11 protein-coding genes are annotated in these 13,008 nt (G+C 46.7%); 6 read left to right on the top strand and 5 right to left on the bottom strand.

The window, feature by feature from the left end:
* Nucleotides 1-26: 26 nt before the first annotated feature.
* The gene (locus ACHFJ9_RS05840; protein WP_047725363.1) at nucleotides 27-950 is read left to right on the top strand and encodes a LysR family transcriptional regulator; all 924 of its coding nucleotides are present in this window, start codon (nucleotides 27-29) and stop codon (nucleotides 948-950) included.
* On the opposite strand, the gene ACHFJ9_RS05835 is transcribed toward ACHFJ9_RS05840, so the two are convergent.
* Nucleotides 947-1,237, bottom strand: coding sequence for a putative quinol monooxygenase (locus ACHFJ9_RS05835; protein ID WP_021450535.1), 291 nt, complete (start codon nucleotides 1,235-1,237; stop codon nucleotides 947-949). The genes ACHFJ9_RS05840 and ACHFJ9_RS05835 overlap by 4 nt on opposite strands.
* Before the next feature lie 68 nt (nucleotides 1,238-1,305).
* Complete coding sequence (locus tag ACHFJ9_RS05830) at nucleotides 1,306-1,959, bottom strand: oxygen-insensitive NAD(P)H-dependent nitroreductase NfsB (RefSeq protein WP_005374924.1); 654 nt, start codon at nucleotides 1,957-1,959, stop codon at nucleotides 1,306-1,308.
* 167 nt (nucleotides 1,960-2,126) lie between these two features.
* Here ACHFJ9_RS05830 and ACHFJ9_RS05825 point away from each other — a divergent pair, with 167 nt between their 5' ends.
* A complete protein-coding gene (locus ACHFJ9_RS05825) occupies nucleotides 2,127-3,590 on the top strand; it encodes a helix-turn-helix domain-containing protein (protein WP_395354202.1) in 1,464 nt (487 codons plus the stop codon).
* Nucleotides 3,591-3,719: 129 nt separating this feature from the next.
* A complete protein-coding gene (locus tag ACHFJ9_RS05820) occupies nucleotides 3,720-6,377 on the top strand; it encodes an alpha-amylase family glycosyl hydrolase (RefSeq protein WP_395354200.1) in 2,658 nt (885 codons plus the stop codon).
* Between the two features lie 84 nt (nucleotides 6,378-6,461).
* Here the strand turns inward: ACHFJ9_RS05820 and ACHFJ9_RS05815 are convergent, their stop codons facing one another.
* Nucleotides 6,462-7,619: a D-alanyl-D-alanine carboxypeptidase family protein gene (locus ACHFJ9_RS05815; protein ID WP_226421296.1), complete on the bottom strand. Its 1,158-nt coding sequence runs from the start codon at nucleotides 7,617-7,619 to the stop codon at nucleotides 6,462-6,464.
* Between the two features lie 210 nt (nucleotides 7,620-7,829).
* Between ACHFJ9_RS05815 and ACHFJ9_RS05810 the strand changes: the two genes are divergently transcribed.
* Complete coding sequence (locus ACHFJ9_RS05810; protein ID WP_395354197.1) at nucleotides 7,830-9,125, top strand: alpha/beta fold hydrolase; 1,296 nt, start codon at nucleotides 7,830-7,832, stop codon at nucleotides 9,123-9,125.
* Nucleotides 9,126-9,183: 58 nt separating this feature from the next.
* On the opposite strand, the gene ACHFJ9_RS05805 is transcribed toward ACHFJ9_RS05810, so the two are convergent.
* Nucleotides 9,184-9,675 (bottom strand): GNAT family N-acetyltransferase, encoded by a 492-nt coding sequence (locus ACHFJ9_RS05805; RefSeq protein ID WP_395354195.1) that lies wholly within the window; start codon nucleotides 9,673-9,675, stop codon nucleotides 9,184-9,186.
* 323 nt (nucleotides 9,676-9,998) lie between these two features.
* Here ACHFJ9_RS05805 and ACHFJ9_RS05800 point away from each other — a divergent pair, with 323 nt between their 5' ends.
* On the top strand, nucleotides 9,999-10,979 hold the full coding sequence (locus ACHFJ9_RS05800) for a rhodanese-related sulfurtransferase (protein WP_085342522.1): 981 nt from the start codon (nucleotides 9,999-10,001) through the stop codon (nucleotides 10,977-10,979).
* A 70-nt stretch (nucleotides 10,980-11,049) separates the two neighbouring features.
* Here the strand turns inward: ACHFJ9_RS05800 and ACHFJ9_RS05795 are convergent, their stop codons facing one another.
* Entirely contained in the window at nucleotides 11,050-11,355 is a 306-nt protein-coding gene (locus tag ACHFJ9_RS05795; RefSeq protein ID WP_134646142.1) for a DUF6482 family protein, read from the bottom strand.
* Between the two features lie 108 nt (nucleotides 11,356-11,463).
* Between ACHFJ9_RS05795 and ACHFJ9_RS05790 the strand changes: the two genes are divergently transcribed.
* Nucleotides 11,464-12,945, top strand: a complete 1,482-nt coding sequence (locus ACHFJ9_RS05790) for a deoxyribodipyrimidine photo-lyase/cryptochrome family protein (RefSeq protein ID WP_395354192.1) — start codon at nucleotides 11,464-11,466, stop codon at nucleotides 12,943-12,945.
* The last annotated feature ends 63 nt before the right edge of the window (nucleotides 12,946-13,008 follow it).

Genomic DNA, 13,008 nt, shown 5'->3' with positions numbered 1-13,008 from the left:
CAAACTTCACAAACATCCTTTTCACGATGAAAGCCCTCAACGACCTCAATATTTTTGTCGAAACAGCGCGCCAAGGCAGCTTTTCAAAAGCCGCTAACAGCATGGACATGACACCTGCCGCCATTAGCGCATCGATTAAGCGTCTTGAAGGGCAAATCGGTTTCCCGCTGTTTGTGCGTTCCACCCGAAGCCTGCGTTTAACCTCAGAGGGCGAACTGTTTTTAGACAAAACCACGCAAGCGTTGGCAACATTGCAAGAGGGGTTGGATCAGATCTCAAGTGCACGTGGCGAGTTATCTGGTCAACTGCACATTACTGCGCCCTCCGATTTTGGTCGCAATATGTTGCTCGATTGGGTGGATGAGTTCATCGATCTCTACCCAAATGTTTCCATCAAACTAGAGCTGTCCGATAGCTTGACGGATATGTACACCAAGCCTGTCGATATTGCGATTCGTTACGGCGAGCCGGCCGACTCCAATCTGGTCGTATTGGCATTGTGTGGGTCAAACGAACGGATCTTATGTGCATCACCAGAGTACGTAGCTACACATCCAGAACTCACCTCTCCTGCCGATTTAATGCAACACAACTGCTTGTGCTACATGGTCGCGGATTCGGTCTACAACAAATGGACGCTCACGCGTGACGGTGAGAAAGAGCAAGTCGTGGTCAGCGGTAACTTGATGAGCAACGATAGTGACTTGCCACATCGGTTAGCGATCAAAGGCAAAGGCATTGCGAATAAATCGTTGATGGACATCAGCCGAGACTTAATCGAGGGAAGATTGGTGCGAGTGTTACCAGAGTGGGATTGCGGCCCAGTGCCACTCTACATGGTGTGTGCCGATCGTCGCTTACTGACGCCAACGATTCGGACTTTCCGCGACTTTATCCAACAAAAATGCTGCCAACAACGCGCCAACGTGCTGGCAACCTTCTGTCATTAGGCGATAAATCGAAGAGGACGAATCTGGGTATATTCAACCCAATCGTTCTCTTCTAATGTTTCAAGAAACGTCGACATGTGCGGGCTTTGCAAATGCTTATCCAAGGCCTCTTGCGATGCCCAAATCTCTTGGAACATAAATAGGCCTTCAACTTTTTCGTCGAGATACAACTCGTATTGGCAACAGCCTTCTTCTTTGCGAGTTGGCTCTAGTAAACCAGCAAGCAAATTCACCACCTGATCCTTACTGTCTGGATAGGCTTTCACTTCTGCAACTAAGTGGATCATCGTTTTATCACTCTTTGCGATTTATATATTGATTGCGAGATTCTACATAACCTGCAAGTAAGCTCGAATTAGATCTCGGTGAATACGGTTTCTGCGTCCCAGCGAGACTTTGGCGTTTTCGCGTTGAAGTCATCTTCCGCGTGGTAGCCCAGCGGCACGATCACAACGCTGGTGTAACCTTTTTCACGCAAGCCAAATTCTTCATCCAGCACTTTGGGATCAAACCCTTCAATTGGCACTGCATCAATTTCTAGCGTCGAAGCACCCAGCAGCAACGTACCCACGTTGAGGTAAACTTGTTTCTCCATCCAATGGTTCGCATCTTTCAGATCAAAACGGTGCATGTTCACAAAGTAGCTACGACCACCGCGCACAGCCGCTTTCGCTTCTTCAGTTGGGAATCGGCCATCTTTTTCTTCTTGCACCATTAGCGCTTCAATGTAGTCGTTATCGATGCCTGTTTTTGCACAAAACACCAATACGTGAGAAGCGTTGAGAATCTTCGCCGCGTTAAACGCGTAGTTCTCTTGCGCCGCTTTAGCGATGCGCTGTTTGCCTTCTTCTGTGCTTGCCAGAATGAAATGCCAAGGTTGAGAGTTCACACTCGATGGACTAAAACGAATCAGCTCTTTAACTGCATCGATTTTTTCTTGAGGTAGCTTGCGCGTTGGGTCAAACACTTTCGTTGAGTAACGAGATTTTGCAGCTTGTACGATATCCATGAGGTTCTCCAATTAATGAATTTAAGCTGAGTAACAGCATAACCTCATGAGATAAAGGGAAAAACCGATTTCGATTAAAAACATTTTCAAAATAAATTTGAAAATAAAACGATAAGAAAGGCTTTGAGCGTTCTCACTGAACTTCTTCATCTTTTCGGCAATAATGCATGTTTGCTCGCAACCTAACTCAACTTATGCTGCCTCAAGATAACGTTATTACATCCTATCTATGCAAAAAGCTCGGTCACAATCACCTGAGAATTGCCGGCGAATATTGGCACATTGAGAAGTTGGTGGCCTTGCAATGTATGATGTTGAAAGAAGCGCTTAACCTGCAAGAAGGGCTGCTTTGGTGGAGTAAAAGTGTTTCATTATTCGACCGCCGTTTGTACGTCACATTGCAACATGGAGAGGCCCAAATCCATCTGCAAGTCGAATGCAGAACGGCCGATAAGCCAAGTTGGGCCGAGTCGGTGTTTAGCTTGCTCAAAATGCAGTTGGAAATGCTTGAGTTAAGCGAATCAATACAGGTACAAGTTCACGCCAACAATCCACTCGCGGCCGATATTTTTCTAGAGGAAACGCGAGATTCTAAAACGAGTTCAAGCGTGTTTGAACTGGTGAAACATGTTTATTTGCTGCTTTCTCACCAGCCAATTGAGCAACCCGAATTGCTGAGTGTTTTGAACGCCTTGTTCATCAAAAACAGCAATTACGCGCTCAAGTTAGAGCAAGCGGCAAGGCAACTGGGCGTCTCCAAACGCACCTTGCAACGTCGACTGCAAGAGAAGCAAATGAGCTACTCTCAATGCGTTGATTTCGCTAAAAGAAAGCAAGCACTCACTTTGCTTGCCGACACCCAACTCACAACGCAGCAAATCGCCTATCAACTTGGTTATGAAGAACCTTCGAACTTTCACCGCACTTTTCGTCGTTGGTATCCGTTTTCACCCATGCAGTATCGCCAACAATGTTTGGATAACCGAACTCAGCTAAATCAGCAACCGATCCGCTTGTACTACGCCAAAGCCAATACCTTCGACGATAACCACATCGACCAACCTGTCGGCAAAATCTGGATGGAAGTGGACAATATTGCGTTTGAAAAAGTGGTCTCGGTAGAATGCCGTGACCGTGATGGCGCATGGCGGCGCTATCCCGCTTTCTTCGAGCGTTTTTTAAGTCATGGCACCGAACTCTGGGCAACGACCGAACTTCCGGTGGCGCATCCCCTTACCTTTCGCCTGTGTTATGAAGTCGATGGGGAACGTTACATTGAGAATAACCACCAGCGTGACTATGTGGTTTCTAAGGGGCTTTTAATTGGCGCAACGGAATACATTGTCCCGACTCGGCAGCTTATTAATATTGGGGCGCAATACACGCTCTTTGTCGAACTGGCATGCCGACTTGAAAACGTTGTGAGGATTGACGGTTACGTCGATGATGGCCCCACACCTCACGCAATGCGCTTGACCCAACACTCGCAACATTATGCTTGTTGGGTGCTGCAATTATCGCTCACTCAAACTGCAAAGCAGTGCCGTTTCCGCCTTTATGATGAATCCGACAACGAGCTCGCGAAAGAGCATTACCCGATACAATATCCTATTGTGCAACCGCTCAATTAAAACTGTCGGTCAGATCAAAGTCACCGCTTCGTGACATCATTTCACGTCTTTTTTGGCGTAAATTGACACTCTCAATTTCAAACCTTTGCTTTATCGTTTCTGCATTGCTGCATAACGGAGGCAAAAACTGTGTTTGAAACTCTACCTAACCCAATGAATAAAATAAAAATACTTCCTTTAGCGATCACTCTTGCTCTTTCTGGCTGTGGAAGCGACGAAACCACACCAATCGATACAGGCAGCCACGTGGCATCTCCTGATTGGCAAGATCAAATCATTTACTTCCTGATGATCGACCGTTTTAACGACGGCGACAACGCTCTCAATGATCAAGGGCAAAACGAATTCGATCCGACGTCGGATAAAAAATTCAGCGGCGGCGACCTCGTTGGTGTGAGTGATAAGTTAAGCTACATCGAAGATCTCGGTGCCACATCGATCTGGATTACTCCGCCAGTTGCAAACCAATGGTGGGATGCAGAGCAAAACTACGGTGGCTACCACGGGTACTGGGCGCGCGATTTCCAAAAAGTGGATGAACACTTTGGTGACATGGAAAGCTACCAAGCGTTAGCACGCGAAGTGCATGCGCGTAACATGTTCTTAATTCAGGACATCGTGACCAACCATGTAGGCAACTTCTTTACCTACGATGATCCTTACAGTTATGATCCAAGCCTACCTTGCCAAGGCTTCCGTTTGATTAAAAATGCACTGCCCGCCGGACAAGAACTGCCGTACCCACTCAACATGAACGAGTGTAAAACAGACGGCACAGGCAGCTACCACAGGACGCCAACCATCACCGACCACAACGATCCGGTACAAGAAAAAACCTGGCAGCTCTCTGATTTGGATGACCTTAATACGTCCGATCCTGAAGTACGCGCTTATCTAAAAGAGAGCTACCGAAAATGGATTCGCGAAGTCGGCGTCGACGGATTCCGTATCGATACGGTGAAGTTTGTTGAACACGATTTCTGGAACGATTTCCTACACGCCGACGATGGTGTGATGACGCAAGCGGTTGATACCGGTCGTGACAACTTCCTCACTTTTGGTGAAGTATTCGAAACATCTACGCCTTACCACACCGAAGGCGAAGAGAAGATGCTGACTTACATCGGTGAAAGTGGCTCGCCGAAACAACTAACCTCGGTACTGAACTTCCCATTGCAAGCGACCATGACGCGCGTATTTGCATCAGGGCAACCGACCGACTATTTGCGTTTCCGTCTTGAGAAAATGATGGAGATGTTCCCGAATCCATACATCATGCCGAACTTCATTGATAATCACGACATGCCGCGCTTTCTGTCGCAAGGTAGCGTGAATGACATGAAACAAGCACTGATCACCATGATGAGCGTACCGGGTATTCCTGTGATTTACCAAGGTACAGAGCAAGCAATGTCAGCAGCGCGCGATGCGATGTTCGCCGGAGGGTATCGTGAAGATGGCAACTACGTAGACTCATTCGACCAAAACAGTGAGATGTACTTGTTTATTCAAGAACTTGCCAAGCTACGCACTGAAAACAAAGTCATGACACGTGGCGAAATGAAAGTGATTGGCAGCGATAAAGCGGGCGCGGGCGTGTTCGCCTTTACCCGAACGTTGGATAACGACGAAGTCTTGGTGGTAATGAACACATCGAATTCCCCAATGTTGATGAACCAACTCGATGTAGAGCAAGCGGGCGGCACCGTTTTCCAACAACAAATCATGTCTAACTGGGCAGACGCTCCAGAGCAGTTAATCGCAGGTGAAAATGGTCACGTAACCCTTGAGCTGCCAGCCAAGTCAGCAGTGATTTACTCAAAAACAAGCAGCAACCAATCTGTAAATACCCCAGACCTCAACATCCAATTGGCGCAAGATTGGGAAGGACAAACCATCACTGGTGATATTGTTATCGCGGGTAGTGCGAACGCCAACGAGAAGTTGAACCTTGTCGTCGATGGTAACTTGGAAACAGCGCAAGCCATTACTGTAGGCGCTGATGGTCAGTTTAGTGTCACACTGTCGACTCGTCACTTTGCTATTGGCGAACAACAGCACCGCTTCGCGATTTATTCCACCGAGAAAAAAACAGGCATCGAGGACGTGAATTTTGTTTCGAACCTAAGCTGGTCAAGCTCGCCGGATGACACCATTGATGATGCGGGCGATGCACAAGACGGCATGGGCGGTCCAAACGGTAACTACTCATTACCAACCGATCCAACGTTCGACAAAGACAACAGCCAGCTCGCGATCAACAAAGCAGAAGTGTTTACCGTTGGCAGTAACGTACGTTTGACCTTCACCATGGACAAAATCACCGACACTTGGTTGCCACCAAACGGCTTCGACCACGTGGGTTTCACCATCTTTATTGATTTACCGGAAGAAGCCGCAACCAACTTGTCTGAGCTACCGAAGGTCAACGCTTCTATGCCAAGCGGAACCTGGAGTCGCAATGTGGTTGTTTTTGGCTGGCAAAGCTCGATTTACAACACCAAAGGAGCAAATGCGACGACATGGGGAGAAGCCGTAACGCCAGCACCAATGGTCACGGTAGACAAAGCCAACAACACCATTTCGATGGACTTTGCTAGCGATGCACTAGGCCGCCCAGATTCGCTCGATGGTATCCGCTTCTATGTCACGACTTGGGACTTAGACGGTCTTTCAGCAACTTACCGTCCGCTAGAGCAAGACAAAGGCCCTTGGAACTTCTCCGGTGGCGCATCGGATGAAAGTAAGATTTGGGACGATTTACCAATCATCACCTTGTCGGAATAAACCGTTAAATAAAACACCGCCCAGCGTTTAGCTGGCCGGCTATCAACAAAAGAATGCAGAAAGACACTTCTGCTCGTTTTTATTCTAGTTAAAGAACGATTTCACCCACAGCACCAGACTGTCCCAAAGCTGACCGAACCACGAGCCCTCTTCTACCGCTTGGCTGCTGACCAAGGGATAACTCGCCACGGTACTGTCATCGCTTTTCCAAACGACCTTACCAATCTCATCTCCTTGCGCGATCGGCGCAATCAATGGTTCATTTAACACCACACTCTTATCAAGCCCAGCCGTCATAGAACGAGGCAGAGTGAGATAGGCATCTTTGGCGAAGATCGCCTCAACTTGATTGGCATTTCCCTTCCAAACGCGAACTTTAGACTCAACCTGCCCTTGTTTGGCAACTTGTTTGGTGTCATAAAAACGAAAACCATAACTGAGTAAATTCTTGGATTGGCTCGTTCGAGCCTGTTTACTTGGCGTGCCCATCACTACCGAAATCAACCGCATTTTCCCTTCTTTGGCGGAGCTCACCAAACTGTATCCCGCATTGCTGGTGTAACCGGTTTTGCCCCCGTCGACATCAATGGAATTGTCCCACAGTAATTTATTGCGGTTGTACTGCGTAATGTCGTTCCACTTGAAGACTTTCTCACTATATAGCGCATACACTGCGGGAACATCGTTGATGATCGACTGCATGAGTTTTGCCATATCGGTGGGTGAGGTTTGGATGCCTTCACTATCGAGACCATGGGAGTTTACAAAATAAGTGTCTTGCAGCCCTAACTTCTCCGCCCAGCCATTCATCAAGGCGACAAAGCCGCGTTCACTGCCAGCAACGTGCTCAGCCAGTGCAACGCACGCGTCATTTCCTGATTGGATGATCACACCGCGCATTAAGTTCGCAACACTAATTTCATCTTTCGGTTTGATGAACATTTTAGAAGATCCGGGAAACTTGGCCGACCACGCGTTTTCGCTCACGGTGACAACATCATCCCATTTCAAACGCCCCGCTTTGATTTCTTGTCCAACGACGTAAGCGGTCATCAACTTGGTTAAACTCGCCGGAGCAAGGCCTGCTCGCCCGTTATGCTCGGCAATAATAGCACCGGATTGAAAGTCCATTAATACGTAACCTTTCGCCTTTAATTGAGGTGGGTTGGGCGTAACAACGGCAAAAGTAGGTACGCTTATTAAACAAGTCACAATAATCCATCGAGCCAGTGACACTTTCATCCGACTTCCTCCATGCTCTCACTTTGTCGCAACTCTATTGAGCATAGCTCACTCAACCAGTTGCACCAGTCGCTAATCGTTTCATTTTCTTGAACTTACATTGATTTGACCAAGGTATAGAACTGACGAAGCGATTTGGAAATAGCATTGGTTCTTCACGCCATTCGCAGTAAAGTAGCGCTACCCCTCAATAAGGAAATCAAGATAACAATGAACGCTCAATCATTTATCGACGCAGGATTGCATTACACTCCCCACAGTTTTACCGTTCCTCTGGATTACCAAGACGCGAGCAAAGGCACCATTGAAGTCTTCGCTCGTGCGGTTTGCCTAGTTGGCGATGAAGAATCGACCAAACCTTGGTTGGTTTACTTTCAGGGCGGCCCGGGCTTTCCCTCTCCGCGTCAAAACGGCAATAACGGCTGGGTAAAACGCGCGCTGCAAGAGTACCGTGTTTTGCTTCTCGACCAGCGCGGTACGGGCAATAGTTCGATGGTTAATCATCAGACTCTGGCTCATTTCACGCCGCAACAACAGGCCGAGTACTTAAGCCACTTCCGAGCGGATAACATCGTGCGCGACGCGGAGTACATTCGTGAGCAATTTGGTGTCGAAAAATGGGCGATCTTAGGTCAAAGCTTTGGTGGTTTTTGCTCCCTCACCTATTTGTCTTTGTTCCCAGACAGCTTGCTACAAAGCTACATCACGGGTGGCGTGCCATCAGTCTCGCGTCATGCTGACGATGTGTATGAAGCCACCTTCAAACGCACCATGGAGAAAAACCAAGCGTTCTTCCAGCAATTTCCAAAAGCGCAACAACTCTGCCAAAACATTGCGAATCACTTGCTGGAAAACGAAGAGTACCTACCAAATGGTCAACGCTTCACGGTGGAGCAATTTCAGCAAATCGGTATCAACTTTGGTGTGAGTGATACTTTCTTGCCAACTTACTATTGGCTAGAAAGTGCATTGATTGAAGTGAACGGCAAACAACAACTTCGTTATGAGTTCTTGAACGATATGTTGGCGCAGCAAAACTTCCAAACCAACCCGATTTACGCCATTTTGCATGAATCGATTTACTGCCAAGGCTTTGCGTCGAATTGGAGTGCACACCGTGTTCGCCAAACTCGACCAGAGTTTAATTATGAACCTGGCCAGCCATTTTACTTTACGGGGGAAATGGTCTTCCCGTGGATGTTCGACCAATACGTCAACCTCAAGCCACTAAAAGACGCCGCAGAAATATTGGCCGCGAAAGACGATTGGGCTGCGCTGTACGATCAAACACAATTGGCTCAAAATAAAGTTCCTGTCAGTTGCGCCGTTTACGCCGATGATATGTTTGTTGAAATGGATATCAGCCGAGAGACACTCGCGTTAATCCCAAATTCAAAAGCGTGGATCACCAACGAGTACGAGCACAACGGTTTGCGTGCCGACGGTGAGCGCGTTTTAGATAAGTTAATTGCGATGGGGAATCAAACCGCCGCTAATTTGAAATAAATACTATAAAAACGCCTCTTCTAGAAGTAAGAGGCGTTTCATTCCTACCATCTTGTTTTTACGAATCTCTTACGCGCTTGGTCATACGTTTCGTCATCACCCGGTAGCCCATTTTATGATAGAAATCCTCACCTTCATGGTTAAATGACGCCACGGTTAAGCCGATTTCTTCTATTCCTTGAGCACACAAATCACTTTCCATCTTATCCATCAGCGATAAACCTATTCCTAAGTTTCGATGGTTCTCTGAAACAATAAGCTCATTAATAAAGCCAACGCGTTTTTCTGGTGAAATCAGCGACTGAACGTTACGAACCGAACCAGAGATAAAACCGACGACCTTTCTTTGCGAGCAAGCAATAAAAGCGCTCACGCTCCCGTCAAAATACTTTTCGAAGGTGCTATATGATTCTCTTAGTTGCGCCAATTCCTTGGGTGGACGATAGAAGTTCGGTTCAGCTTCATAGTGCGATGTATCGAGTTCAACGAGTAATTGTTTGAGCAAGGGAACATCTTCTTCCCTCAGCCGCCTGATATAAAACTGCTGCATGTCCTTTCCTTGCCAACTGATCCGATTATTATTTTGTAGCTCTTGCGCACAACTTTAATGAAGAGCCGAAGAAGGAATCACAGTACAAATTTAAACCAAAAGTGTCGAGTTCAACTTACCTTGTTCTCTACAATTTATGCTTATAATTTGAACACATAGCGATTTTACCCGCGTGACGCTTTGCCGCATCAAAACACCGCTACATCCTGCCTAGCCATAATATCCGCATAATTTGTCCGTATTTCCGACTAATTTAGTCAGGTATACTTCGTGCCGCTAAAATTTTAAGGTCGTTGACCACCTGTATTTTTAAAGGAAACCTCATGAGTCAGTATGTAGTTTGTGCGCTGTACAAGTTTGTTGAGCTGAATAACTATCAAGAACTACGCGAGCCATTACTTGCGTTGATGGAAAAACACCATATTCGCGGGACATTACTGCTGGCAAGTGAAGGCATCAACGGCACTGTTGCCTCTGATCGTGCAGGTATTGATACGCTACTGGAGTGGCTAAACAACGAGCCTCGTTTGACAGGCACTGTATACAAAGAGTCGTACTCTGAGACCCAGCCATTCAATCGCACCAAAGTGAAACTGAAAAAAGAGATCGTAACATTAGGTGTTGAAGGCATCGACCCTCGCCACGTAGTGGGTACTTACGTGAAACCTCAAGAGTGGAACGATCTTATTGCTGATCCTGAAGTGTTTGTTGTCGATACACGTAATGATTACGAAATCGAGATCGGCACATTCAAAGGCGCTGTAAACCCAAATACTGAAACCTTTCGTGAATTCCCAGACTATGTAAAAGAAAACATGGACCCGGAAAAGCATAAGAAAGTGGCGATGTTCTGTACCGGTGGTATCCGCTGTGAGAAATCAACTGCTTACATGAAAGAACAGGGCTTTGATGAGGTCTACCACTTAGAAGGCGGCATTCTTAAATATCTTGAAGAAGTTCCTCAAGAAGAGAGCATGTGGGAAGGTGACTGCTACGTTTTCGATGGCCGTGTTGCAGTAAACCACCAGCTAGAAAAAGCAGATTACGATTTATGTAACGCTTGTCGTCTACCGATCACTGAAGAAGACAAACAGTCAGAATTGTTCGAGCAAGGCGTGAGCTGCCCGAAATGTCACGGCACACACTCAGAAGAACAAATTGCTCGATTCCGCGAACGTGAAAAACAAATTGTTCTTGCAGAACAACGAGGCGAGCAGCATGTTGGTGGCGAAAGTGCCAAGCAAAGAGAAGCTCGACGTGCCGCTAAGTACGCACAAAAAGAAGCTCAGCGTAAACAAGACTAAGCTCGACTCTAATTCTATTTTAAGCGAGCTGCCGTAAGGTGGTTCGCTTTTACTATGCACCAACACTCTTTCAATACAATTTTGTATCCTTCACCAAAACCTCTAGTTGATTGTCTCTTTTGCCTTCGGGTAGCCCCACCATCTCATCATAAGCACTTTGATGTACTAAAACCTGCTTATTTGCTTTGATATTCTTGCACTTCTTTTGCATCTCGATAAGGGAATGAGCCCTCAAAAAGATACCGTTGTCGTCAGTGATGAATTGCGCTTTTCCATCAACTACGACAGATGCTTGATACAATGCGAGATCAAGCGAGTGAATGATCAATTTATCTACGTAGAAGAACTTTTCTAACTTACTCAGTGGTATCGACATGTCTCACCTCCTTGTGAGCAACCTCTACGTTTTAATGAACAAAACCGATCATTAGGTGAGATCTCTTCGGATCATTTGCGTACAACATCGGAAACAAAGAGGATTCCGATGCAAACAATCAATGTCGTGTGGTTAAAACGAGATTTAAGACTGACTGACCACCAGCCCTTAACACAAGCATTGTCGTCAAAGCACCCAACGGTACTTTTATATATTGTTGAACCGTTGCTGTTAAACAACCCTCACTATTCTGAGCGTCACTGGCGATTTGTTTGGCAATCATTGCAAGACATGAATGAGACGCTCAAAGCCTATGGACACCGCATCACGGTTCTGTTTGGCGATGCCTTAGCATGTTTTCAATCAATTCAAATGCAATATCAAATCAACGCTGTGTTTTCTCATCAGGAAATAGGGCTCAACTGCACCTTTGAGCGCGATAAGCAAATTGCCGACTGGCTGCATGAGCAGAACATCACGTGGTTTGAGTTCGAGCACGGTGCTGTTATTAGAGGAGCAAAAGACCGGCAGGGTTGGGACAAACATTGGGATTTGGTCATGAGAGCCTCCATAAGCCCTCTTGAGCTGCAAACCAACTTGTTGCATTCATTGGATGCAGAATCACTCGGCTGCGCGTTTTCGCCACCTTCATCCTGGCTATCAAAATGCAAAGGAATGCAAACGGGAGGAAGCCAACTCGCTTGGAAAACACTGGAAGATTTTTTCAATCGTCGAGGTCGCGATTATTATCGAAGCATCTCTAATCCTACGGCCTCACGTACAGCCTGTACTCGCCTTTCTCCATACCTCGCTTGGGGTAATATATCCTTGCGTGAAGTTTATCAATACCTATTGAAACACTGGCAAGTAGCTGGGTTTCGTCGCAGCTTAATTGCGTTGTCTTCACGGCTGCATTGGCACTGTCACTTCATCCAAAAATTCGAGTCGGAATACGACATGGAGTTTTACTGTGTTAACCGGGCTTACGAACCGTTGATTAAACAAAGTAGCACTTTCGATGAAGAAAAGTTAGCAGCATGGAAATCTGGATATACAGGCATACCTTTGATCGATGCCTGTATGCGCTGTTTGCATCAGACTGGCTATATAAACTTTCGCATGCGTGCCATGCTGGTTAGTTTTCTCACTCATCACATGAACACGGATTGGCGAACTGGCGTGACGCATTTAGCGCAACTATTCCTCGACTTTGAGCCTGGTATTCATTACCCACAATTCCAAATGCAAGCCGGGGTAACTGGGACCAATACAATCCGGATTTACAACCCGGTTAAGCAAGCCCAAGAACATGACCCTGATGGCGCGTTCATCTATAAATGGGTGCCTGAATTGCAAATGGTCCCCACCCCACTATTGTTCGAGCCCTGGACAATGACACAGATGGAAACCGTCATGTACCACTTGAAACCGGATAGCCGTTACCTAGCGCCTATTGTCGACCTAAATAGCGCAGCTAAAGACGCAAGGGAGCGTCTATGGGCATGGCGGAAACGGGCCGATGTAAAACAAGAAGGCAAACGGATTTTAACGCGACACGTGAGGCCATCGAAAGAAAGCAGGGCTCGTTGATCATCTTTTCATTTAGATGCGTACAAACGAAGACATTCTCTAGGGAAACCGTTGTACCCCCAA

It is taken from the genome of Vibrio sp. D3, assembly GCF_043995865.1.
Taxonomy (GTDB): domain Bacteria; phylum Pseudomonadota; class Gammaproteobacteria; order Enterobacterales; family Vibrionaceae; genus Vibrio; species Vibrio diabolicus.
The sequence above is the reverse complement of the archived record's forward strand: the minus strand, read 5'-3'. Positions and strand labels throughout refer to the sequence as shown.